This is a genomic window from Pseudomonas sp. WP18, assembly GCF_036689585.1.
Classification (GTDB): domain Bacteria; phylum Pseudomonadota; class Gammaproteobacteria; order Pseudomonadales; family Pseudomonadaceae; genus Aquipseudomonas; species Aquipseudomonas chlororaphis_E.
Genome location: NZ_CP144758.1, coordinates 6,258,453 through 6,282,227 on the forward strand (window position 1 = coordinate 6,258,453; position 23,775 = coordinate 6,282,227).

The 23,775-nt window shown below is 62.4% G+C and carries 23 protein-coding genes; 12 read left to right on the forward strand and 11 right to left on the reverse strand.

Features of this window, described 5'->3' with window-relative positions:
• Positions 1-14 precede the first annotated feature (14 nt).
• Together V5F23_RS27985 and V5F23_RS27990 are read left to right on the forward strand one after the other, a co-directional pair.
• Positions 15-887 (forward strand): Tim44 domain-containing protein, encoded by an 873-nt coding sequence (locus V5F23_RS27985; protein WP_047735401.1) that lies wholly within the window; start codon positions 15-17, stop codon positions 885-887.
• Between the two features lie 140 nt (positions 888-1,027).
• Positions 1,028-1,435 carry an SMI1/KNR4 family protein gene (locus V5F23_RS27990; protein ID WP_042731763.1) on the forward strand — a complete coding sequence of 136 codons (408 nt, stop codon included), beginning with the start codon at positions 1,028-1,030 and terminating at the stop codon, positions 1,433-1,435.
• A 20-nt stretch (positions 1,436-1,455) separates the two neighbouring features.
• On the opposite strand, the gene V5F23_RS27995 is transcribed toward V5F23_RS27990, so the two are convergent.
• Complete coding sequence (locus V5F23_RS27995) at positions 1,456-3,219, reverse strand: cation:proton antiporter (protein ID WP_338497129.1); 1,764 nt, start codon at positions 3,217-3,219, stop codon at positions 1,456-1,458.
• Positions 3,220-3,493: 274 nt separating this feature from the next.
• Between V5F23_RS27995 and V5F23_RS28000 the strand changes: the two genes are divergently transcribed.
• Positions 3,494-3,979: an acyl-CoA thioesterase gene (locus V5F23_RS28000; protein WP_042731761.1), complete on the forward strand. Its 486-nt coding sequence runs from the start codon at positions 3,494-3,496 to the stop codon at positions 3,977-3,979.
• 67 nt (positions 3,980-4,046) lie between these two features.
• Here V5F23_RS28000 and pdxY read toward each other — a convergent pair whose 3' ends face one another.
• Positions 4,047-4,919 (reverse strand): pyridoxal kinase PdxY, encoded by an 873-nt coding sequence (pdxY, locus tag V5F23_RS28005; protein WP_042731760.1) that lies wholly within the window; start codon positions 4,917-4,919, stop codon positions 4,047-4,049.
• Positions 4,920-5,038: 119 nt separating this feature from the next.
• Here pdxY and V5F23_RS28010 point away from each other — a divergent pair, with 119 nt between their 5' ends.
• On the forward strand, positions 5,039-5,461 hold the full coding sequence (locus V5F23_RS28010) for a DUF3301 domain-containing protein (protein WP_338497131.1): 423 nt from the start codon (positions 5,039-5,041) through the stop codon (positions 5,459-5,461).
• A 12-nt stretch (positions 5,462-5,473) separates the two neighbouring features.
• On the opposite strand, the gene V5F23_RS28015 is transcribed toward V5F23_RS28010, so the two are convergent.
• Positions 5,474-6,439: a CobW-like GTP-binding protein gene (locus tag V5F23_RS28015; RefSeq protein ID WP_338497132.1), complete on the reverse strand. Its 966-nt coding sequence runs from the start codon at positions 6,437-6,439 to the stop codon at positions 5,474-5,476.
• Between the two features lie 27 nt (positions 6,440-6,466).
• On the opposite strand from V5F23_RS28015, the gene V5F23_RS28020 reads away from it, so the two are divergent.
• On the forward strand, positions 6,467-6,820 hold the full coding sequence (locus V5F23_RS28020) for an NADH:ubiquinone oxidoreductase (protein WP_338497133.1): 354 nt from the start codon (positions 6,467-6,469) through the stop codon (positions 6,818-6,820).
• Here the strand turns inward: V5F23_RS28020 and V5F23_RS28025 are convergent.
• Together V5F23_RS28025 and zigA are read right to left on the reverse strand one after the other, a co-directional pair.
• Positions 6,817-7,464: a DUF1826 domain-containing protein gene (locus V5F23_RS28025; RefSeq protein ID WP_042731756.1), complete on the reverse strand. Its 648-nt coding sequence runs from the start codon at positions 7,462-7,464 to the stop codon at positions 6,817-6,819. The two genes, V5F23_RS28020 and V5F23_RS28025, sit on opposite strands and share 4 nt — an antisense overlap.
• Complete coding sequence (gene zigA, locus V5F23_RS28030) at positions 7,464-8,672, reverse strand: zinc metallochaperone GTPase ZigA (protein ID WP_338497135.1); 1,209 nt, start codon at positions 8,670-8,672, stop codon at positions 7,464-7,466. The genes V5F23_RS28025 and zigA overlap by 1 nt, the downstream gene beginning before the upstream one ends.
• 144 nt (positions 8,673-8,816) lie before the next feature.
• Here zigA and V5F23_RS28035 point away from each other — a divergent pair, with 144 nt between their 5' ends.
• From V5F23_RS28035 to V5F23_RS28055, 5 genes are all read left to right on the forward strand, one after another.
• Positions 8,817-9,212 carry a glutamine synthetase gene (locus V5F23_RS28035; RefSeq protein WP_080922143.1) on the forward strand — a complete coding sequence of 132 codons (396 nt, stop codon included), beginning with the start codon at positions 8,817-8,819 and terminating at the stop codon, positions 9,210-9,212.
• Between the two features lie 107 nt (positions 9,213-9,319).
• Positions 9,320-10,216 (forward strand): GTP cyclohydrolase FolE2, encoded by an 897-nt coding sequence (gene folE2, locus V5F23_RS28040; RefSeq protein WP_212803182.1) that lies wholly within the window; start codon positions 9,320-9,322, stop codon positions 10,214-10,216.
• On the forward strand, positions 10,213-10,881 hold the full coding sequence (locus tag V5F23_RS28045) for an ATP-binding cassette domain-containing protein (RefSeq protein ID WP_042729924.1): 669 nt from the start codon (positions 10,213-10,215) through the stop codon (positions 10,879-10,881). The genes folE2 and V5F23_RS28045 overlap by 4 nt, the downstream gene beginning before the upstream one ends.
• Positions 10,881-11,747, forward strand: coding sequence for a metal ABC transporter permease (locus V5F23_RS28050; protein WP_047735389.1), 867 nt, complete (start codon positions 10,881-10,883; stop codon positions 11,745-11,747). The genes V5F23_RS28045 and V5F23_RS28050 overlap by 1 nt, the downstream gene beginning before the upstream one ends.
• Positions 11,748-11,758: 11 nt before the next feature.
• Positions 11,759-12,634 (forward strand): metal ABC transporter substrate-binding protein, encoded by an 876-nt coding sequence (locus V5F23_RS28055; protein ID WP_042729922.1) that lies wholly within the window; start codon positions 11,759-11,761, stop codon positions 12,632-12,634.
• 65 nt (positions 12,635-12,699) lie between these two features.
• On the opposite strand, the gene V5F23_RS28060 is transcribed toward V5F23_RS28055, so the two are convergent.
• The gene (locus V5F23_RS28060) at positions 12,700-13,221 is read right to left on the reverse strand and encodes a DUF3617 domain-containing protein (RefSeq protein ID WP_042729921.1); all 522 of its coding nucleotides are present in this window, start codon (positions 13,219-13,221) and stop codon (positions 12,700-12,702) included.
• A 140-nt stretch (positions 13,222-13,361) separates the two neighbouring features.
• On the opposite strand from V5F23_RS28060, the gene cls reads away from it, so the two are divergent.
• Positions 13,362-14,801, forward strand: coding sequence for a cardiolipin synthase (gene cls / locus V5F23_RS28065; protein ID WP_212803183.1), 1,440 nt, complete (start codon positions 13,362-13,364; stop codon positions 14,799-14,801).
• Here the strand turns inward: cls and cfaB are convergent.
• From cfaB to V5F23_RS28090, 5 genes are all read right to left on the reverse strand, one after another.
• The gene (cfaB, locus tag V5F23_RS28070; protein WP_042729919.1) at positions 14,798-15,985 is read right to left on the reverse strand and encodes a C17 cyclopropane fatty acid synthase CfaB; all 1,188 of its coding nucleotides are present in this window, start codon (positions 15,983-15,985) and stop codon (positions 14,798-14,800) included. The two genes, cls and cfaB, sit on opposite strands and share 4 nt — an antisense overlap.
• A 182-nt stretch (positions 15,986-16,167) precedes the next feature.
• Positions 16,168-18,075: a cation-translocating P-type ATPase gene (locus V5F23_RS28075; RefSeq protein WP_338497138.1), complete on the reverse strand. Its 1,908-nt coding sequence runs from the start codon at positions 18,073-18,075 to the stop codon at positions 16,168-16,170.
• Complete coding sequence (locus V5F23_RS28080; RefSeq protein ID WP_338497140.1) at positions 18,072-19,124, reverse strand: protease modulator HflK; 1,053 nt, start codon at positions 19,122-19,124, stop codon at positions 18,072-18,074. Before V5F23_RS28080 ends, V5F23_RS28075 begins: the two co-directional genes overlap by 4 nt.
• Positions 19,121-20,161 carry a protease modulator HflC gene (locus V5F23_RS28085; RefSeq protein WP_047735374.1) on the reverse strand — a complete coding sequence of 347 codons (1,041 nt, stop codon included), beginning with the start codon at positions 20,159-20,161 and terminating at the stop codon, positions 19,121-19,123. The genes V5F23_RS28080 and V5F23_RS28085 overlap by 4 nt, the downstream gene beginning before the upstream one ends.
• A complete protein-coding gene (locus V5F23_RS28090; RefSeq protein ID WP_047735372.1) occupies positions 20,158-22,122 on the reverse strand; it encodes a protease modulator HflK in 1,965 nt (654 codons plus the stop codon). The genes V5F23_RS28085 and V5F23_RS28090 overlap by 4 nt, the downstream gene beginning before the upstream one ends.
• Before the next feature lie 221 nt (positions 22,123-22,343).
• Between V5F23_RS28090 and lpdA the strand changes: the two genes are divergently transcribed.
• Positions 22,344-23,744, forward strand: a complete 1,401-nt coding sequence (gene lpdA, locus V5F23_RS28095) for a dihydrolipoyl dehydrogenase (RefSeq protein WP_338497144.1) — start codon at positions 22,344-22,346, stop codon at positions 23,742-23,744.
• Positions 23,745-23,775: the final 31 nt, after the last annotated feature.

Consider the following 23,775-nt stretch of genomic DNA (forward strand, 5'->3'; position numbering starts at 1 on the left):
GGGAATGCCTTTATATGAAACGTTTTCTTAGCATCGCCATGGCGCTGTGCATTGGCCTGACGATGGCCATCGATGCCAACGCCGCCAAGCGCTTTGGCGGTGGTAAAAGCTCGGGGGCCGCTCCGACTCACCAAACCAGCCAGATGGCGCCTTCTTCGGCAGCCGGTTCCACGGCGGCCACCGCCGGTGCGGCCGGTGCCGCTGGCGCTGCCACCAAGGCCAGCGGCGCTTCGCGCTGGCTCGGCCCATTGGCCGGCATCGCCGCCGGTGGCCTGCTCGCCTCCATGTTCATGGGCGACGGCTTCCAGGGTATGCAGATCTTCGACATCCTGATCATGGCGGTCATCGCCTTCCTGGTGTTCCGCTTCATCGCCGCCCGCCGTCGCAAGCAGCAGGAGCAGTTCGCTCCGGCCGGCGCGCCGATGCAGCGTGAAGTGTTCAACCAGCAACCCGCTGGCGGTTCGATCTTCGGTGGTTCGGCAGCGCCCGTGGCGGCCCGTCCGGTCATCAACGCACCCGCCTGGTTCAACGAACAGCGTTTCGTCGAAGCTGCCCGCAGCCACTTCCAGGCCCTGCAGGAGCATTGGGACGCGAACGAAATGGACAAGATCGCCGAATTCGTGACCCCACAGCTGCTGGAGTTCCTCAAGCGCGAGCGTGCCGAGTTGGGTGACGGCTTCCAGTCCACTCACATCGACAACCTGCACGTGCAGTTGGACGGCGTCGATGATCGTGCCGACAAGACCATCGCCACCCTGACCTTCAGCGGCGTGTCGAAAAACTCCCGCTTCGACCAGGGCGAAGCGTTCAGCGAAAGCTGGAACATGGAACGTGCCCAGGGCGATGACCAGCCTTGGCTGGTAGCCGGTATCCGCCAGAACAGTTGAACCTTGGCGCGTTTTGCATGTTGAAATAAAAGAACCCCGGCCCCGGCCGGGGTTTTCTATTTCGCGGTTGCATCTATAGCGAGCTACTGTATAAACCGCTCCATACAAAACCGCGCCATCGAGAAAGAGGATCCCCGGACGTGGAAGAAATCATCGAACAATTGCGTGAAGCCAACGAACCCGTGCCGGTTCCGCTGGAGTTGCCCGACGAAGACCTGCTGGTAGAGATCGAAGAGCAGCTGTTCATCGATATCCCGTTCGTCTTCAGGGAGTTTTTGCTGACCGTCAGCGATGTCGTCTACGGCAGCCTGGAGCCGGTCACCGTTACCGACCCACAGTCACACACCTACCTGCCGGAAGTGGCTGCCAATGCCTGGGACGCCGGCGTCGACCGCAGCCTGATTCCGATCTGCCAGGATGGCGACGATTACTACTGCGTCGAAGAAGACGGCACCGTGGTGCTGTGGCAAGCCGAAGAAGAACTGATCGCCGAGGAAACCTGGGAATCGGTCTGGCACTGGGCCCGGGACGTCTGGCTGGAAAGCTGATCGACGCTCGCCGCGGCCAATCAATGCCCGGACGACTCCTTGTGATTGTCCAGGGTTTCGAGCAAGGCCACCTGCATCCGTGTGTGCAGGCGCACGAACCAGCGCCAGAGCAGCGCGGCCACGCCGATGGCCACCACGGCGATCAGAACCAGTAGCTTGTTGGTCGGCAAAATGCTGGCCGACAAGGCTGCCAATAGCAGGAAAATCATCAGCAACGAAAGAATCGGGATCACTTCGGCGATCACCCGACGCACGCGCTGGGTGTGACGGCCGGCCATCTCCGGCTTCACGCCCAGCTCTGCCAGCAGCATCGACAGCGCCTTGAGCTTGCGGTACGCGGCAATCAGGAACGGCAGCGACAACAGCAACGCCCCTCCCCAGATCAACGCTTTTTGCCAGCTTGGGTCACTGATCCAAGCTTGCAGGTAAGCCGACATGCCTTCGGCAAAATAACCACCCGAGACAAAGATCGCGATCACCAGCGCCAGATTGACGCCCACCTGGAGCAGAATCCGTCGGATCATCGAAGCCACCATCGCCCCCTCGCCTTGGGGCTGGATGCTGCGCAACCACTCACCGTACATCCCCAGTACCCGCGTCAGACGTTTCGGCATGACGGTCGCCAACCTTACGGACAGCGGGTCGGCGGCTCGGATCAGGTAAGGCGTCATCAGCGTGGTCAGGACCGAAACGGCGACCGCGACCGGATAGAGGAAATCGCTGGTGACCTGCAGGGTCATCCCCAACGAAGCGATGATGAAAGAAAATTCGCCGATCTGTGAAAGCCCCATCCCAACTCGCAACGAGGTACGCCCGTCGTTCCCGGCGATAAAGGCGCCGAGCCCGCAGGACAGCATCTTGCCCAGCACCACTGCGGCGGTGATCACGGCAATCGGCCAGGCGTACTGCAGCAATATGGCCGGATCGAGCATCAAGCCAATGGCCACAAAGAAAATCGCACTGAAGAGATCGCGCACCGGCTCTACCAGCCGCTCGATTTTCAGCAACTGCCGCGACTCGGCCATGATCGCGCCGATCAGGAAGGCCCCGAGCACCATGCTGTATTCCAGCTTCACCACCAGCAGGCAGAAGCCGAAACACAGGCCCAGCACGGTAATCAACAGCATCTCGTTGCTGTCGAACTTTGCCACATAGGCCAGCAGCCTCGGCACCAGCAGGATGCCGATCACCAGCGCGACAATCATGAACAACGACAACTTGCCGACCGTGGAAAACACCTCGCCAGAGCTCACCGTGCCGCTGACGGCAATACTCGAGAGCAAGGCAATGATGCCGATGCCCAGGATGTCCTCGACGATCAGGACGCCGAAGATCAGCTGGGCGAAACGTTCATTCTTCATCTTCAGGTCGTTGAGGGCCTTGACGATGATGGTCGTCGAGGAAATGGCCAGGATCGCGCCCAGGAACAGCGAGTCCATGGTGCCCCAGTCAAACCAGCGCCCTATTTCGTAGCCGATCCAGATCATCAGTACAATTTCGAGGAATGCCGCGATGAACGCGGTAGCCCCAACCTTGAACAGCTTGCGCAGGCTGAACTCCAGGCCCAGGCAAAACATGAGGAAGATCACCCCCAGCTCCGCCAGGGTCTTGATCGTGTCTTCGTCGTGGATGAAGCCGAATGGCGGCGTGTGCGGGCCGATGATGAAACCGGCGACGATGTAGCCCAGCACTACCGGTTGCTTGAAACGGTGGAAGAGTACAGTCACCACCCCCGCTACCATCATGATGATCGCCAGATCCTGGATAAAACTGATGGCATGCATGGCGCGGCTCCCTGTTCCCAATGACCCAACGCAGGGCTGGATAAGTCCGTTTCAGTTGTAGGAAATGCCCTCACATGGGCTTTTTGAAGGGTAACACCGCGACTTCCGACAAAAAGACGGTGCAATATAAGGAAACAGATCCATCGGCGCGTGACGGCAAACACAGGCCCAGCGTCCCGATATCGGTGGTATGCAAAGTGTGTCGCCTGCAGCCTCCCCATGAGCGCCCGTAGAGGTGCCTTCCTACATCGCTGCCTTGAACCGTGAGTACGTTATGGAACCCGGAAACGCCCAACTGTCGATGACGGTGTTGATGACCCCTGATATGGCCAACTTCTCTGGCAATGTCCATGGCGGTACCCTGCTCAAATACCTCGACGAAGTCGCCTACGCCTGTGCCAGCCGCTACGCCGGGCGCTATGTAGTGACGCTGTCGGTTGACCAGGTGATTTTCCGTGAGCCGATTCATGTCGGCGAGCTGGTGACCTTCCTCGCGTCGGTGAACTACACCGGTAACACGTCGATGGAAGTCGGCATCAAGGTCGTGACCGAGAACATTCGTGAACGCTCGGTGCGCCATACCAACAGCTGCTTCTTCACCATGGTCGCGGTGGACGATCAGCGCAAACCCGCTGCCGTCCCGCCACTGCAACCGCAGAACAGCGAGGAGAAACGCCGCTTCGAACAGGCCAAACAACGTCGCCAGATCCGCCAGGAACTGGAAAAACGTTATCAGGAGATCAAGGCCGACGGGCCGTAACGGCACCGCAGAAAAGATGGGAGCGGGCTTGTCCGCTCCCACAAAGCACGCAGCAGCCTGGGGGTGATCAGAGGCTGATCGGCACCGCCTCGAAGCGCACTCGCGGATGGGCGATGCGGTCCTGGGCGCGAACCAGCTCCAGCTCGTAACTGGCGCATGCCTGGGTTTCCAGCAGCACCTCATGAACAGCGGCGGCGGTGAATTCGAAGGCCGCCACCAGGCTGTCCCCCAACAGTATCCGCGCCAGGAACAGCCCCGACGTCAGGTCACCCACGCCCACCGGCTGACGCGGGAAGGCCAGCAGCGGCCGGCGCAGGTGCCAACTGCCATCGGCGGTCACCAGCAGCATTTCAAAACTGTCTTCAGGCTTGCCAGGGTAGGCTAGGTGCTTGACCAGCACCGCCTTAGGCCCACGGATCAGCAACGCCCGGGCCATGGCCAGACAATCGAGTAATGACTGCGCCTTGCGTCCCGAGAAACTGTCCAGCTCCAGTTGGTTCGGGCACATGAGGTCCGCCACGGCAGCGGCTTCTTCCAGCAGAAACGCGCTCACCTCGGGCGCCACGATGCAGCCCTTCTCAGGATGCCCCATGACCGGATCGCACAGGTACAACGCCTTCGGATTGGCCGCCTTGATCCGCGCGACACCGGTCAGAATCGCCCGCCCCTGGGCGGCGCTGCCCAGGTAGCCAGACAGCACCGCGTCGCATTGACCCAACTCACCGATGGCCGCGATGCCCTCCACCAGGGCCGGGATCTGCTGCGGCGCCAGCACCTCTCCGGCCCATTGGCCGTACTGGGTGTGATTGGAAAACTGCACGGTGTTGAGCGGCCAGACATTGACCCCGACCCGCTGCATCGGAAACACGGCGGCGCTGTTGCCGGCATGACCGAATACCACATGAGACTGGATGGCAAGCAGATGAGGTGTACGTTTCATGCGGGAGGTTTCCGTAAAACGATTGAAATTCAAGCCGCGCAGTATGCGACTAAACGCAGCCTGTACGACAGACCGGCGACACAGTTAAGCTGACGGCAACTTGTTGGAGCACTTCGTTCATGCTGACCCTTGGAAACATCTTCGTGCTGATGCTGCTGGCCACCGGCGGCGCCTGGCTGTGGCACAACCATGGTTTGCGTGAACGGGCGCTGGCAAGGGTCATGCAGCATTGCGCCCAGCTCAAGATCGAATTGCTCGACGGCAACGTGGCACTGAAGAAGATCGGGTTCGTGAAGGACGCCAACGGCCGACGACGCTTGGCGCGTATTTATAACTTCGAATTCACTGTCACGGGCGAAACCCGCCACTCGGGCACCATTACCCAGCTCGGCGCCCACAGTGCCCACATCGAACTGGCGCCCTACCCGATGCCATTCGAAGAAACCCCACCCGCACCGATCGAACCGGTCCAGACCCGGCCCAGGGCCGAAGTCATTGAACTGAGCCAGTGGCGACAGGAACACAACAAGTGGAAGCCCTGAACCAGTGCAGGTTCAGAGGCACCGGCATGTCGCCAGACCGGCCTGCAACATAGCCACGTCTTGCGGCCTGTCAAAGATCAGCTCGACCCGTGAATCCTGTCGCCATTCGCTGGGTTGCCAGTCCGGCGTCGCCCCTTCCACCGCGTTGGCCGACCACCAACCGTCGGCGCCGTGGATCACCATCTTCGCCCGCTTCCAGGCGCAGCTTTGCAGCCACTGGATCACCGCCGCCGTATCGAACCGTTGGCTGGGGTGCCAACGCCACCCGATGCTCCAGGCAGTCTCTTGCTGTTGGAACAGGCAAATCGGCAGGGAGGAGTCGCTCCAGACTGCCGGCAGCGCGCCCACGCCCTGGGGCAGTTTCAGATGAGCCACGGCCTCGCGCCCTCGAGCGGCCAGCCCCGGCAATCGATCAAGGGGCAACGCCGCGTGTTGGGTCCAGTGCAGCGCGCGCCCAGGCAATTGCCCGGCCACACGTTCGCGATCAGCTTGTGTGAGGGTCTCGGACTTGTTCAGTACCAGTAATCCCGCATCCGCCAGGGTTTCCAACTGGGCGTCGGGCACTGGCCTACCGTCCGCCAGCGCCCGCGCATCGAGCACCAACACGCAGGGTTGCACCGCCAGCACGCCGAGCCATGGCGCCTCGTTCAATTGCTGCATCAACTGCATGGGATGGCCCAGGCCCGAGGGCTCGATGAATAGCCGGTCGGGCCGCGCCTTGCGCAGCAGTCGACCCAGGCCGATCTGGAACGGCACGCCGTTGACGCAACACAGGCAACCCCCGGCCACCTCGCCCAGTGCGATACCATCGGCAGCTCGGGTCAGCAGCGCGGCGTCCAGGCCGATCTGGCCGAACTCGTTGATCAGCACCGCCCAGCGCTCGTTGGCCGGACGCTGGGCCAGCAACTGCTGGATCAGGCTGGTCTTGCCGGCGCCCAAGGGGCCGGCGATGACATGGGTGGGAATGTGCTGCAACATAATCGACGGCTTTCGATGGAGGTGAAGATGCGGATGATGAGCGGGTTGTTGCTGGCGCTGGCGTCAAGCCAGGTGCTGGCCCAGGCTTGCGTGGTCCACAGCCAGGCGGAACGGCTGGATGTGAAAGTCTGCCAGCAGAACCGCAACATCCCAGCGAAGCTGTTCGCCGACGGTTTCTGCCAACCCAACCTTGCCGGCCAGAAAGTCGACGTGCAGTACGTTGATCAATGCCCTGGCGGCGCGTTCGGCATTTGCAGCAACGCCCAAGTCGCCAATATGCCTTATCGCCAGGATATTCACTATTACGGCGTGGCCACCGATGCCGCGTACCTCAAGCCATTTTGCCAGGGGCAGAACCAGGGCACCTGGCTCGCCCCTTAAGCCAGCCAATCCAGCGTGAGGATCAGCCGGCGCTGCCCCGGGGCAAGCGCCGGCGAGCGATGAATCAGGCCCCGGCCTTCGTTGCCGTGCCATTTCTCACCCTTCAGCAAGCCCACGTCACCGCTGCGAAACTGCTGGATGAGGCGTGGATCGCCAGGCTCCGCCGCGGGCTCGGCAAGCCTTCGCCGATCCATTGCGCCTTCCTCAAGCCACTGGCTGCCAACGCCCGCATACGTGGTCAACAATCGCACCGGCACGTGATCCACGTGAAAGCGCGGGCACATGGCCTTGTCCAATGTCCGCAGGCGCAGGCCGACACGCCGCGCGCCCAGCAAGCACGCAAACGCACTGACCAGCCAGGCGACGTCAGCGATGAACCCATCGTGGCCTTGCAGATCCACGAAGCCTGCGGCCAGGCCGGCCAGGTTTGGCGCGGTCTCGTCGTCCGGTATTTCAAGCACCCGTGATTCGGCGAGAGGTTGGTCCATCGACAGCACCATCGCCGCAAAATCGCTGATGTGCGCGGGAAGCTGGCGCTGCCACACCGCCAGGTTGGTGTCGTCGGCCAAGACCTGGGCCAGCGTCTGCGGGGTATCACCCTGCACCTGGCGCGTCACGACGCAGTGCAGCAGTGGCGCCGCCATCACGCTGCAACCTCGTCATGCCAGGTGCCGAACGGGTCCGGCAACCGACGCCACGCCTCGACACCGAGGGCCATTTCCGCATCGGTCAGCAGACAGGCGTCCAGTTCGGCGGTGAGTCGGGCAAAATCGAGGCCCTGGCCGATGAAGACCAGTTCCTGGCGACAGTCGCCCGTGGCGGCGAGCCAATGGTTCATGATCGCCGCGGTGCTTTCCGGGTCCTGTGGCCACTGGTCCTTGGGGACGAAGCGCCACCAGCGTCCGGCAAAGCCATGCCGCATCAAACCGCCCGCCTGGGACCAACTGCCCGCCTCCTCAGGTTTGCTGGCCAACCAGAAGAAGCCCTTCGAACGTAGGAGTTTACCCTGGGTCCATGGCCGGTCGATGAAGTCGAAAAAGCGCTGGGGATGAAACGGCCGGCGCGCCCGGTAGGCTGTCGAGGCAATGCCGTACGCCTCGGTTTCCGACACATGTTCGCCACGCATTTCTCGGAGCCAGCCGGGGGCCTGGGCGGCGCGCTCAAAGTCGAACAGGCCGGTGTCGAGGATTCGCCCCAAAGGCACCTGCCCCATCGTCATGGGAATGACCTGCGCCTGGGCATTGAGGCGTTGCAGGATCGCCATCAGTTCTTCCCGCTCGTCACGACTGATCAGGTCGATCTTGCTGATCAGAATCACATCGGCAAACTCGACCTGCTCAATCAGCAGGTCGGTGATGGAGCGTTCGTCCTCCTCCCCCAATGTTTCTCCTCGGGATGCGAGGCTCTCGGCGGCTTGATAATCCAGTAGGAAATTCACCCCATCCACCACCGTTACCAGGGTGTCGAGCCGGGCAACATCGGCCAGGCTCCGACCTTGGTCATCACGGAAGGTGAAGGTTTCAGCCACCGGCAACGGTTCGGAGATACCGGTGGATTCGATCAGCAGATAATCGAAACGCCCTTCCCTGGCGAGGCGGCCAACCTCCTCCAACAAATCCTCGCGAAGGGTGCAGCAAATGCAGCCATTGCTCATTTCCACGAGTTTTTCCTCAGCGCGGTTAAGTGTCACATCGCGCTGGACTTCGCTGCCATCGATGTTGATCTCGCTCATATCGTTGACGATCACCGCGACTCGCAGATTATCTCGATTGTGCAGGACATGGTTGAGCAAGGTACTTTTTCCGGCGCCGAGAAATCCGGAGAGCACAGTGACGGGAAGGCGATTGGGCATGGGGTCTATCCTCATCGGGCAACCCGCCTGGGTCACGACGGACGCGCGCAACGGCCCGTCCTCGGACCCAGGCGAGTCTTAGGTATATTTATGTTATAGTATAACGATATCCTCCTGCCACCCCCCGTCTTCCGAGAACGCGCCATGGTTAAACCTCTGCGATTCGTCGTAGCGAGCACATTGCTGCTATGGACTCTGGGCGCAGCCTCGGCACAAAGTCCGCTGCTGGCGACCTGTACACGCAGCGCAAATTTGCTGGCGTGCGTAGATGGGCAAGGCAATGCCTACAGCGTCATGACAGCTGGAAAGACGGTCTACTTGCGCGGATTTGAAATGGCCAGCCGGCGCTACTGGGCGCAAACCAATGATCGGTATGGTCAGCTCACCTTCTTCACAGGCGTAGCCTCCAACGGCGAAAGTTGGGTGGGTTACAGCCGGCGTGTGGGATGGACAACGATCAACCGTTTCGCCAGCTCAGGCGGCAGCGCTGGCGCATTTATCTGCGGTCGCCTCAACGGTTGCCAGAACTCAATGCCTTGATGTTTCACGTGGAACGCAGGCACATGAAACTCCGTTCATGAACAAAGAGTGTTCGAATTTTATGTAATACTATAACATCAACTTTGAACACATCACGGACTTCGACCATGAATGCGTTAACACTGCCAGACGTGGCTGCGCAGGTTTCACGCGAAACCCTTCCCCTCGATTGGGTGGGAATGTGCGGCATCGCGACCCCGGTTTTGATCAACGGACAACGCCTGGGCGCAACCGCCGATGCAGGTGTCAGCCTGGATGACGGCACCGCTCGGGGCATTCACATGTCTCGCTTGTACGTGGCGCTGGAAACGCTCGAAGACGCACCATTGGCTCCATCACTGATGCGCGAAATCCTCCAGCAGTTCCTCGACAGCCATGAGGGCCTGTCGCGCGCAGCCTCTTTGAGCATTCACACCGATGTGTTGCTCAAGCGACCGGCATTGGTCAGTCCGCTGGCCGGTTGGAAAAGCTACCCAGTAAGCATCGAAGCGCACTTGGAAAATGCAATGTTCCACGTGGAACTGCGCATTCAAATTCCCTATTCCTCCACCTGCCCCTGCTCGGCCGCGCTCGCCCGGCAGTTGATCCAACAACAATTCGTCGACGATTTCGCAAACAAGCGACTCGAGCACGCGGAAGTTCTCGCCTGGCTGGGCTCATCTAATGGCATCGTCGCGACCCCTCACAGCCAACGCAGCACAGCCACCCTGACCCTACGCTTGAACACCGATTGCAACGACATGCCGCTGCTAGCCGTGATCGACAACGCTGAGGCCGCCCTCGGTACGGCGGTGCAAACAGCGGTCAAGCGTGCCGACGAGCAAGCGTTCGCCCTCGCCAACGGTCAGAACCTGATGTTCTGCGAAGACGCCGCCCGGCGATTGAACGCGGCGTTGAGTCCATTACCCAGCATCGTTGCCGGCCAGGTGCAAGTCGTTCATGCCGAAAGCCTCCACGCCCACGATGCCGTCGCCCACAGCCGTTGGCCTCGGGAGGCACCATGATCCGTTGCCAGGATCTGTGCTGGGGTGCTCCCGGACAACCCCTCACTCCGCCGCTGAACATGGAGCGACCGGCTGGCAGCCTGACCGCAATCATCGGTGCCAATGGTTCGGGCAAAAGCAGCCTGTTGAAAGTCCTGGCCGGGCTGCAAAAGCCGCTGTCCGGAAAAGTTGTGCTGGAGGTTCCACGTCGTGGCGGCGTTTCGTTCCTGCCCCAGCAGCAACACCTTGATCGTCAGTTTCCCATCAACGTGCAGGAACTGGTGGCTGCCGGCGCATGGGGAAACAAACACACCCCACTCATTCGTAAGCAGTTGCTGCAAAGCGCACTGGATGATTGGGCACTGACCGGCCTCGAACGCCGACCGTTGATGGCGCTGTCCGGAGGTGAGTTGCAACGCGCCTTGCTCGCCCGCCTGAGCCTGGCCGAAGCGCCGCTGCTGTTGCTTGATGAACCTCATGCTGCCCTTGATGAACAAGGTCAGGCCCTGCTGTGGAAACACATCCACGGCTGGCATGCCGAAGGTCGAACCGTGGTGGTGGTGTGTCATGATCTGGCTGCGGTACGCCAACATATTCCCCAAACGCTGCTGATTAAAAACACGGGTTGCACGCTGGGCCGAAGCGTCGAGCTGATTGCTCAACAACCCTGCGCGTGGGTGGCTTGATGCTCGCGGCCACTCATTTCTGGCAACCGTTCCAGGAGTTCCTCTTCATGCGGCGGGCCTTGCTGGGCGGCCTGGTGCTGGCGTGCAGCACCGCGCCGCTGGGCGTGTTCCTGATCCTGCGTCGCATGAGCCTGATCGGCGACGCCGTGGCCCATGGCATCCTGCCGGGGGCGGCGTTGGGCTTCTGGTTCGCCGGCCTCAGCCTGCCTGCCTTGACAATCGGCGGCCTCGGCGCGGGCTTGAGCATGGCCGGCCTCGCCGCTTGGATCACCCGGCGCACCGGCCTGCGGGAAGACGCCAGTCTTGCGGCGATTTATCCCATCTCACTGGCGGCCGGTGTGTTGATTCTCGGCATCGCCGGCAAGCGTCTGGATCTGCTCCACCTGCTATTCGGCTCGGCATTGGCGGTGGACGGTCCGACGCTTACCGGCATGCTCTGGGTCTCGGGGCTCAGCCTCCTGGCGCTGGCATCGATCTATCGCCCCCTGCTGCTCGATACCCTGGATCCTCTGTTCCTGCAAACCGTCAGTCGTCTTGGCCCGCTGGCCCATGGCGTGTTCCTGACCCTGGTGGTGTTGAACCTAGTGATCGGCTTCCAAGCCATTGGCGCATTGATGGTGGTCGGGCTGATGATGCTGCCGGCCGCCGCATCGCGATTCTGGAGCCGCCGCCTGCCGGTGCTGATGGCTGTGGCCGCGCTCCTGGGCTGTCTATCGGTTTGGCTGGGCCTGTTGTTGTCCTTCCATTTTTCACTGCCCAGCGGGCCATCCATCGTATTGGTGGCCGGCGTGCTGTACCTGCTGTCCGTGGTATTCGGTCCGGTGCACGGCCTTTTCCGCCGCCCACCCTTGCTCACATCCCAATGAGGTGTTTCCCGATGCGCGCTCTACTCGTGCTGTTCAGCCTGATGCTGTCCATGTCTTTATCCGCTGCCGAGAAACTCCAGGTGGTGACCAGCTTCAGCATCCTCGCCGACATGACCCAACAGATCGGCGGCGAACACGTGCACATCACCAACATGGTCGGGCCGGACGCCGATGCGCACACCTACGAACCCACGCCAGACGACGCCAAGGCGCTGCTGCGGGCGAAACTGATCATCAAGAATGGCTTGGGCTTCGAGCCGTGGCTGGATCGCCTGGTCACCAGCACCGAAACCACGGCGCCGGTGATCAGCGCCAGCCGTGGCGTGATCCCGCGCTCGCTGGATGAGGACGGTGAAACCGTTCCCGACCCGCACGCCTGGCATAACCTGGCGAATGCCGAGTTGTACGTGAGCAACATCACCAAGGCACTGGAAGCCGCTGACCCGGCCAACCGTACGGATTACCAACGCAACAGTCAGGCTTACTTGAAAAAGATCTACGCCCTGTTGGCCGAGGCCAAGGCCAAGCTCGGCGCATTACCGCCGGGCAATCGCAAGATCGTGACGTCCCACGACGCCTTTGGTTACCTGGGCCAGGCCTACGGCATCGAGTTCATGGCACCTCAGGGCTTGTCCACCGAACGTGAACCCTCGGCGGCCGAAGTCGCGGCGCTGATTACCCAGATCCGTCAAGCGAACGTCAAAGCGGTGTTCATGGAAAACATCAAGGATGCGCGCCTGCTCAAGCAGATCGCCGACGAAAGCGGCGCCCACATCGGCGGCACGCTGTACTCCGATGCACTCGCCGCCAGTGGCCCGGCCAGCACATTCACCGGTCTGTTCGAGTACAACCTCAACACCTTGTACGAGGCGTTGAGCAAACCCTGATCACATTGCGTCAGGTTTGTGGGAGCTCTCGGCTCCCACAAGGCCATTCATCTTTGGCCCGGCTTTCAAGCCCGCGGCTTGACCGTCCCGCAGTCCTGCCCTAACCACACCGCACGGGTGTCGAGGCTGCCATTCTGCTGGATACCGGTGGCGTTGAAAGTGCCACTCACCTTGGTCGTGAATTCCCGATCACTCTGGAACGTCGCAACACCATTGCCCTGTGCTTTCGGGCAACTGAAGCGGAATTTCCACTGATTGCCGGTCCGCTCGGTGATCTGCTGCTTGCAGCCCGACTGCGGGTCTTGCAAGGGAATATCATTGGTTTGCACCTGTGCCGGGGTCAGGCAGACGCGAATGCCTTTGCCGCCCATGGTAATGCCCTGCTTTTCCAGCATCGCCCGCTGCTCCGGGGTCATCTGATTTTGCACCTGGCCCAGGATCAACTGCAGGTCCGGCAGATTCTGGTTATCGACTTTCATATTGCTGGAGGTCAATTCCCATAATCCCGGCTGAAGCATTTGTGCCTGGGCCGCCACAGATACCGACAACCCCATCGCCATGGCCACACCCAGCAGACGAACATTCATTGCGAAAACTCCAGAGGACAAGTGGCCGTTAGACGCCGCCCACAGGTTTCGGTTCAGGCCCACATGGCTGAATTAAATAGCGACAATCGCCCTGGAACATGGTCTGTTAAGCATTGAAACTTCAGGAGCAAGGCTGCCCCATGGATTATTTCGGCCCGCATATCTTCGGTTACCTGATCGCGTTGCTGCATACCCTGGGCTCCATCGCCGCCGTCCATGCGGTGCTGACCGTACGCACTGCCCAAGGCTCGATCGCCTGGGCCCTTTCCCTGGTGTTCATTCCCTACCTGACGTTGATTCCTTATCTGGTCTTCGGTCGCAGCACCTTCGATGGCTACATCAAGGCGCGGCGGCAGGCCAACGAAGAAATGCGCAAGGCTGTCTCCGAGCTCAACTGGCGCCCATGGGTCGAGGAAGCCCTCGCCGCCCGCGCTTCGCAGGCCTACGCTTCTTTGCGGGCGATGCCCAAACTGGGGCGTACGCCGTGCCTGGCGAATAATCAGCTGCGGTTGCTGGTCAACGGGCAGGCTACATTCGAAGCGATCTTCCAGGCCATCGAAAGCGCGCGCGAGGCGGTGCTGGTCCAGTTTTTCATCATTCACGACGACCGTCTCGGCCGACGCCTGCACGCGCTGCTTTTGAACAAAGCCGCCGAAGGCGTGGCGGTGTACCTGCTCTATGATCGTATCGGCAGCCACTCCCTGCCCCACCAGTATGTTCAAACATTGCGCGATGGCGGTGTCCAGGTAAAAGCGTTCGCCACCCGCAGTGGTTGGCTCAACCGGTTCCAGGTCAACTTTCGAAACCACCGCAAGATTGTCGCGGTGGACGGCGTGGTGGGGTTCGTCGGCGGGCACAACGTGGGCGATGAATACATGGGCGAGCTGCCGCCGCTGGCGCCGTGGCGCGATACCCATGTCGAAGTGCGCGGGCCGGTGGTGGCGAGCATGCAGGAATCGTTTGCCGAGGACTGGTTCTGGGCTGCTCGCTCATTGCCGCCGCTGATTTTACCGGACGCCTACCCGGACGACGGTGTGCTCTGCCAACTGCTCGCCAGCGGTCCGGCCGATGCCTATGAGACCTGCTCGCTGTTCTTCGTCGAGGCGATCCACGCGGCCAGTGAACGGGTGTGGATCACCACGCCCTACTTCATCCCTGACGAAGCGGTATTCGCCGCGTTACGCCTGGCAGTACTGCGCGGCGTCGACGTACGCATCCTCCTGCCCTCGCGGCCAGATCACAAGGTGGTCTATGCCGCCTCCAGCCTGTATGCGTTTGAAGCCGTGCGCGCGGGGGTGCGGGTGTTCCGCTACAGCCCAGGCTTCTTGCATCAGAAGGTGGTACTGATCGACCGGGAAATCAGCGCCATCGGCAGCGCGAACCTGGACAACCGTTCGTTCCGATTGAATTTCGAAGTCATGCTGCTGACCGTGGACATCCCGTTCGCCAGCGAAGTCGAGCAGATGCTCGAACGCGACTTCGCCCACGCCCAGGAAGTCGACAAACAGGAAAGCCGGGAGACCCACCGCCTCCAGAAAGTCGGCATGCGGATCGCCCGGCTTATTTCCCCGATCCTTTAAGGGGTGTAGAGGTCGTCGCGAGTCCAGGGCAGATCGTGGCTACCGTCTGCATGCGTTTTCACCGCAAGGATCTGGTGCAGGTTGATCCAGCCCTTGGCGAACGCGTAGGCGCAGCCGGCCAGGTACAGGCGCCAGATTCGCAACGCCTGCTCCGGCACTTCCTTTGCGGCCGCCGCCAGGTTGTCTTCCAGACGCTCGCTCCAGTGATCGAGGGTGCGCGCGTAATGCAAGCGCAGGCTCTCCACGTCGACGATCTCAAGCCCGGCTTCGCTGATGTGGGCAGCGATCATCGACAGGTGCGGCAACTCGCCATTGGGGAACACATACTTCTCGATGAATTCCCCCGCACCGCGTCCCACCGGACGCCCGTCGGTGTGCTTGGCCGTGATGCCATGGTTCATCACCAGCCCGCCCTCTCGCACAGCCCCAAACAATGTCTTGCAGTACTGCTCGAGGTTCGCGTGGCCGACATGCTCGAACATACCCACGCTGACCACTTTGTCGAAGCGGCCATCCTGGGGCAGGTCCCGGTAGTCCAGCAATTGCAGTTCTACCTGGTCTGACAGGCCCTGCGCCTTGACCCGCTCTCGCGCCAGGTCCAGTTGCGCCTGGCTGAGGGTAATGCCGAAGACCTTGGCCCCGAACTCCCGCGCCGCGTAACGCGCCAACCCACCCCAGCCGCAACCGACGTCCAGCAGGTAGTCGCCGGGTTGCAACCGAAGCTTGCGGCACAAATGACGAAACTTGGCTTGCTGGGCCTGTTCGAGGGTTTCACTGCCGGTCTCGAAATAGGCGCAGGAATACGCCATGTCGCTGTCGAGCCAGAGCTGATAGAACGCGTTGGAAAGGTCGTAGTGATAGGAAATCGCCTTGGCGTCGGTTTCCTTGTCGTGGGCCGAACGCACGGGATGGCTGTCGGCGTCCTCCTCCACCAGTGCCTGGCTCCACTCATCGCAGACCCGCACGACTTCGTGGATCGAGCCCTCAAGTTCCAGTTTGCCTTCGACGAACGCCGCACCCAGCGCATCCAGGCTGGGATGGGTTAATTGCCCGACCATCTGTGGGTCCTTTACCACGATCGTGACACTGGGGTCGGCGCCCAGTGTGAATTCATGGCCATCCCAGAGCCGCAGCCGAAGCGGCAAGTGAAGATTCTGGAGGGCCGGTGGAAGCTGCGCGAGCATGAGATATCCCCCTGGTTTCAGAACATCTGAACTGAGGGTAGACCATGGTAGAAAAATAGCAGGCTATCGAATTTATAGCCTTTTTCTATTGCTGTCCCATATTCACTCCCTGTAACGGGTACTCCCAGCGTGGCGCGCCCTCTCAATAGCAGACTGCAATGTCGCTAGACAGTTCGCCTGGGTCAGCCTTCGCTGATTTTCAGCAACGGCTCCTGGAACCGCAGCAGACGCCCGGCATTGCCCAGCACCAGCAGCGTGCTCAGATTGTGCAACAACGCAGCGATCATCGCCCCCGCCGCGCCGAGCCAACCGAACGCGGCAAAGGCGACGATGGCCAGGGTCCAGCCCAGGCCGATGATCACGTTGACCTGCAAAGTACGTCGACATTGGCGACTGAGCCGCACGCACGTGCCGAGGCGGCGCAGGTCGCTGCCGATCAGCACGATGTCCGACGACGCGAGGGCAATGTCCGCGCCACCGGCCCCCATCGCTACGCCGACCACACCGGCCTTGAGCGCCAGGGAATCGTTGATGCCATCGCCCACCACCATCGGGCGGAAGCCATGGTCGATTTCGGTCATGACCCGGTTGAGTTTGTCTTCCGGCAACGCTTGGGCTTGCACCTCGCGGATACCGACATCCTGTGCCAAGGCGTTGGCCACGCTGTGCCGGTCACCGGTCAGCAGCAACTGACGGCCCAAGCCCAGCTCGCGCAACTCCGCCAGGGCCATCCGGGCTTCCGGCTTGACGCTGTCGGCCAACAACAGCCAGGCGAGAAACTTGCCGTCCAGGGCCAGGCCGGCGATCGGACCGTCGTGGACAGGAACCGCGCAGGTCTCGATCCCCAGCTGGGAGAACAGCTCCGGCCGACCCAGCGCCGCCTCGCCCTGCCCGGTCATCGCGACCACACCGAGCCCCTGGCGCTCCTGGACCTGCGTCAGAGGCAGGCAGTGTTCCGGCTCGACCAACCCGGCCAATGCGCGGCTGACCGGGTGGCTGCTGGCCGACCCCAAGCTCGCCGCCAACGGCAGCAATACATCGGCGGGGTCATCCTGGGAGCCTTCGATGGATTGCAAACGCAGGGCGCCGTACGTCAGGGTGCCGGTCTTGTCGACCACCAGCGAAGTGAGGTCGGCCAACTCTTCCAGAAAGGCCGAGCTGCGAATCAGGATCCCGTGACGCGCCGCCACGGCGATTCCTGCGATGGCCGTCGCCGGCGCCGACAGCACCAACGCGCAAGGGCAAGCCGCTACCAGCACCGCGAGCATGGCCTGGGCGTCATGGGTCACGAACCAGGTCACCGCCGCCAGCAGCAACACCAACACCAGATAGCGAGCGGCGTAGCGCTCCAGCAAACGGGTGATGGGCGGTTTCGAACGCTCGGCGTTCTGCATCAGGGCGATGACCTTGCCGAGCGTTGACTCATCACCGGTGCGGGTCACTTCCAGGCGCAGCAAACCATCCAAATTGATTGCGCCACCAAAAACCTCGGTGCCCACCCCCGCCTCCAGGGGCACCGATTCGCCGGTGATCGGCGCCGTGTCGAGGCTCGCCTGACCGGACAGCACACGGCCGTCCGCAGGCACCCGGTCACCAGCACGCACCTCCACTACATCACCGGGGCGCAACGTGCCGTTGTCGACCTCGATGATCGAGCCGTCGGCCTGCACTTTGCGGCCCAGACTGCGGGTGAGCTGGCCGAGGGCATGGATCGCTTCCTGGGAGCCGATGACGCTGCGCTCCTCCAGCACGTGCCCGAAAATCATGATGATGGGCAACAACGCCGCCGTCAGCAGATCGCCTGTAGCCCAGGCCCCGAGCATCGCCAAGGCGATCAACTGGTCGGTGATCCCGTGCAGGCTGGGATAACGCAAGCTGTACCAGGCCGAACGCATGACCGGAACCGCCACCAGCAGCGAGGCGACACCCAGCAGCAATTGGCTGACCCCTGTTTGCTGTGGCAACCAGCCGCGCCATACCAACCCCAAGGCGAGCAGCCCGAACGCAAGCATCGCCAGGGTCAGTTGGCGCGCGGCGGTGCGCTGTTCAGCCGAAGACAACATCGGCAGGGCGTTGGCTTGAGCAGTCATTGTTCAGCTCCCTGGATGATCAGGCGGGAATCGTCTTTCGGATCGACCGTGGTCACGGAACCGGCTTGGCGAAGGATCGCCGGCACACGTTCGCGATAAAGGCGCAGCAGGATCTGTGGATCAGTGACTTGAGTTTTTGCCAGCCCCAGTACCGTGGCCGTGTCGGCCGACGCCTTGGCGAGCCGTTCGCTGGCTTGGGCGTGGGCGACCTGGAGCGCGCGATCAGCGTCCTGGCGGGCCGTCTGGGTGAGCTTTTCCGCGTCGGTGCGGGCGTTGGCCACGGCTTTGTCAGCCTGCTGGCTGGCGGTCAATACCGCGTTGAAGGCACTCACCGCAGGGCCTGGCAGGCTCGATTGCACATCCACCCGTGCCACCTCGATACCCAGCCCCTGCCCTGTCGCCGCCAAGTCGGCCAGGCGCCGGTTGATGCCCTGGACCAGATCGCCGCGCAGCCGTTCACGACGCTCGGCGGCCTGGCTGTCACTGCCCATCAATTCCGGCCGCGCCACCAGAATCGTGTCCAGGTCCCGCGCCGCCGTCAGGGCCACGGCACTGCGGGTCGCCAGTCGATCGAGCGCCGGCAGCACGTGTTCGCCTTGAAGCACAAAGGCGTAGGGGTCGGTGACTTTGTAGAACACCCGCACATCCAGTTGCACCACACCGGCATCGCCGGTCAATAAATAACCAGAACCCGCCAGCGCATCACTGATCGGCGTGGCGAAGCTGGCCACCCGGTCAGCCTGCAAAGCGGGATCCGAGCGCAGCAGGTTTTCCACCCGTCGCTCCAGTACCCGATCCGCCGCGGGCAACAGGATCACTTGTTCCACGGGACTGGGCCACGCCAATAGCAGCCCGGCATTCTGGATTCGATCCAAGGCCCCAAAGTGCAACACCACGGCGCGGTTCTGTGGATCGATCTGCCGCACATTTGAGCAAGCCCAGGCCAATGCGGCCAGTACCGTCACCGCGTAAAGCCCGAGAAACGCCAAACGTCCGGCCTGGACCCACGGGCTGGATAACGGATTTGTTCCACGTGGAACCATGCTCATGGTTGTGTTCCACTTTTGCCGTCCATCGCTGGCGGGCCGTCCACCAGTACGCGGAACGGCGCCGCATCGGTGCGCAAAATCAATTTGGTAGCGGGGCTGACCACGGTGCCAAGGGTGTCCAATGAGCGCAGCAGGTTGTAGAGCTGCGGCGAGCCGGCGTAGGCCTTGCCATAGATTTCGGCGGCTTCTACTCGGGATTGCGCCTCGATCTCGGCCGCTTTCACCGTGGCATCGGCCTGCATGACCCGCGCATCCCGCTCGGCGGCAGAACGGATTTGCGCCGCTTCGCGCTTGCCGATGGCGGTGCGTTCGGTGGCAATGGTTTCACGCTCGGCACGCATGCGATCCACCGTCGCGGTCAGTGTCACCGAAGGCAAGGTCAGGCGCTCGACACCGACCTGCAACACGCGCACGCCGTAGGTGGTGAGCAACTGTTGATCAATTTGCTGGCGCAGCTGCGCTTCGAAATCGGCGATGTGCACTTGGCTGGCATCGGTGTTGACCAGATTCGCCAGGTCGAAACTGGCGGCGGTGGTTTCCAGGGCCGAACCGACAAACGTGCGGATCTGCCGCGCGGCTTCGTCCGGCTGGTTCTGCACTGCCCGCATGAAACGTTGCACGTTGTCCGGGTCACCCTGGACCTGCCACGCTACGTACGCCTGGACAATGATCCGCAGACCATCGCGCGTACCGACATCCTGTAAACCGCTGGACGTGGTGCGCAGACGCAGGTCCACCGGAATAGCCGCTTCGAACGGCGCCGGCCACCGCCACCCCAACCCTGGTTGCAGCAGGACCCGCGCCGGGTTGCCGAAACGCGTGATCACGGTGGCTTCTCCCGAACGCACTTGCACCAGGCTCGCGGCGGCGACCGCGAACGCGACCAGCAGCGCCGCCCAGGCCATGCGCCGCCAAGGAAACGGCCCAGCTTCCTGTGGCTCACCGTGATGGTGGTGATGATGCCCATGGTGGTGGCCGCCATGAGCGTGAGCGTGGCCGGCGTGGTCGTGGTGACCGTGTGAAGAGGACTGGCTCAATGGGCAGCTCCTGGCAGGACAGGGTTACGCGGCGACGCGGGGTCTGCCGGCAGCGTGAAAGTACGCAGGTCGAGGGTGGGCGCGTTGCCGCCGCCGCCCAGGCGATGATCGAGAATCAGCAGCTTGGCGTTGCCCAGGCCTTGGCTTAGTTGGCTCAGGTAGCGCTCCAGCACAAAGGCGTGCCCGGCGGTGGCATAGGCTTGGCGGTCTGCGTTAAAGCGCAGATCGGCGGCCTGGGCAGCCGCGTGGGTTTCCCGGGCTCCGGCTTGGGCCTGGTCGCGGGCAACACTGGCTTGCAGCTGTGCCTGGTTAGTCTGCTCCGCCGCCGCCCCTCGTTCGCGCGAAATCAGCGCCTGGGCACCTATCTGCGCCGCTTGCACACCGTGGTAGGCGTTGGCTGCTCCGGCCGGTGGATGAATTGCTTCTACCACCGTCGCCAGGATTTCCACACCGCTGTCCAGCGCCTGCAAATCCGCCTGGACCGCGCGACCGATCTCGTCGGCCAGGCTGACGCGGTCCGCGCCCAACAAGCCATCCAGGGTGCGCGAAGCAAACTCATGCACCAGAACACGGCTGGCGGTGCTGCGGATCAGCGTGGGAATGTCGGCGCTGTTGTAGGTGGCTGCCAACGCGGCGGCGTCGCTCAGGCCAATGCGGTAGACGAAGCGCACGTCCATGTTGACGATCTGGAAGCTCTCCTGATCCGCCCGCCGACTGGCGATGACTTGGGACTTGTCGTTGACATGGCTGGCGTCCCATAACCGATTGGCAACCGCCGGCGCCGGCCCCTCGGCCGGTTCGACATCCGCGGCCGCCGCAGTGTCGGCGACACTGCTCGCCAACTCGTGCACGACCCCATTCTCGACAGCCAGCACCCTGCCCCACGGCCAGGGCAGCCCTGCGTGCAAGCCAGGGCCGAAGACCTCCACGGGCTTACCGAAGCGCTCATAGATTCCGCGTGCTTGCAGCGGCACTTCATGCACGCCCGTCAGCAACCAACCCACCAAGGCCACCAAGGCCAACACCGGCAGGAAAGCACGACGCATGTAGCTGAACGCCCAAATCTGGCGCAGGTCGATGCCGAAGCGGTTGTGCAGTTCGTGCTGCAACGCCTGCAAGGGTTGCGGCGGCCAGCACAGCAGATCGGCAATGACACTACGCCCCAACAGGGTCGGCTCCACCGCATCCCGACGGGGGCTGAACAGCGACAACACGGCACGCAGCAGCAACTCCAGCGCCACAAGCCCTGGCAGCACACCCATCAACACCGCCAGGCGCACAGGCCAGACCGATGTTTCGCCGGCGAACAACAGGCACATGGCGCCGAGGACCAGCACGATGATCGGCACCCGAGCCAATTGCGCCAGAGGCTGCGCTTCCGGCCACTCCACGGCAGGTTGCTGGGCCAATTGGCGCTCGAACACCAGCAACCCGAATGCCAGCAGCAACGACAGCGCCGCCCCGACACTGGCCGACGTCCCAAGGGGGGCAGCGGGCAACGTCAGGTTCCAGACTTGCGCCAGGCTCAACAACACCAGCGTTGCCCAGCCGGCCAGCCACAACGCCGGTGCGCCGATGTGCGCGAGCAGACCGGCCCAGCGCACGCCGAGCCGTTCGAGCAATCGTTCATACCACCCACCCAGCTCATCCACCGGCGGTTGCGGCGAAGTCGGGTTATCCAGCGGCGGCGCTAACGCCTTGCCGCGCCATTGCGCGATCCACCCGGCCGATTGCACACCGGCCAGCAACACCAGCACGCTTGCGCCCTGGCTCACCAGCAGGGCTGGCCACAGCGACAGCGGCGAGAACAGCCCGATAAAAAACGCCAGCACCCCGGCCAGGCCTGCCGCCCCACCCAGCATCAGGACCATTCGCCTCATACGACGCCCATGCACTATCGCACGCTGAAAGCGCGGCCATTCGGCCACCTGGCCTCCCTCGACATCAAGATCGACTTGCATACCACCCCAACGCTTGTGGCGATCAGAACCCGGGCTTGTGGACAGAAGCCACCGCCGCTTCGTTACATCTCGTTACCTTATAACGATTACTGTGAAATTTCCGTTTTGAATTCTTCATGCCGCAAGCCATGCCAGCCCCTTGACTTAAGCCTTGACCGTAATCCGTGGAAACGCTCATATTACGAGCATAATTTTTTATCAGGCCAAGTGGGAGAAGCGCGATGAGCAATTACGACGTAGTCATTCTGGGCGGCGGCCCTGGCGGGTACAACGCGGCGATCCGGGCTGGACAGTTGGGCTTGCGGGCCGCCTGTGTCGAAGGCCGCGCGACCCTGGGCGGCACCTGCCTGAACGTCGGTTGCATGCCTTCCAAAGCCTTGCTTCACGCCTCCGAACTGTACGAGGCGGCCACGGGGTCGGCGTTCGCCAACCTGGGGATCGAGGTCAGCCCTACCCTCAATCTGGCGCAAATGATGAAACAAAAAGACGAAAGCGTGGCGGGCCTGACCAAAGGCATCGAGTTCCTGTTTCGCAAGAACAAGGTCGACTGGATCAAGGGCTGGGGCCACATCGACGGACCCGGCAAGGTCACCGTCACCGCCGAAGACGGCAGCAAGACCGAACTCAGCGCCAAGGACATCGTCATCGCCACGGGCTCCGAGCCGATGCCGCTGCCCGGCGTGACCATTGATAATCAACGTATCCTCGACTCCACCGGAGCGCTGTCGCTGAATGAAGTGCCGCGCCACCTGGTGGTGATCGGCGCGGGCGTCATCGGCCTCGAACTGGGGTCGGTCTGGCGGCGGTTGGGCGCCCAAGTGACCGTGGTCGAATACCTCGATCGCGTCTGCCCGGGCGTGGACGCAGAAGCCGGCAAGACCTTGCAACGGGCCCTGGCCAAGCAAGGCATTGCATTCATGTTGAGCAGCAAAGTCACCGGCGCCATCCCCTCGGCCAGCGGCGTGCAAGTGCAAGTTGAGCCCGCCGCCGGCGGCGAGGCCCAGAACCTGGACGCCGATTACGTGCTGGTTGCTATCGGTCGTCGGCCGTATACCCAGGGGTTAGGGCTGGTCAACGTCGGGCTGGAACCTGACTCGCGCGGCATGCTTGCCAACCGGCATCACCGTACCGAAGCACCCGGGGTCTGGGTGATCGGTGACGTGACGTCCGGACCGATGCTGGCCCACAAGGCCGAAGACGAAGCCATGGCCTGCATCGAACAGATCGCCGGCAAGGCCGCCGAGGTCAACTACGCGCTGATCCCCAGCGTCATCTACACCCGCCCGGAACTGGCCAGCGTCGGCCAGACCGAGGAGCAGCTCAAGGCCGAAGGCCGCGCCTACAAGGTCGGGAAGTTTCCGTTCACGGCCAATAGCCGGGCGAAAATCAATCACGAAACCGAAGGGTTCGCCAAGGTCCTGGCCGACGAGCGCACCGATGAGATCCTCGGCGTACACCTGGTGGGCCCAAGTGTCAGTGAAATGATCGGCGAATACTGCGTGGCGATGGAGTTCAGTGCCTCGGCCGAGGACATTGCCCTCACCTGCCATCCGCACCCCACGCGCTCCGAGGCATTGCGCCAGGCGGCCATGAATGTCGAGGGGATGGCGACGCAGATGTAACCCCTCCCCTGCAGCCTTGCTTTTTTGTGGG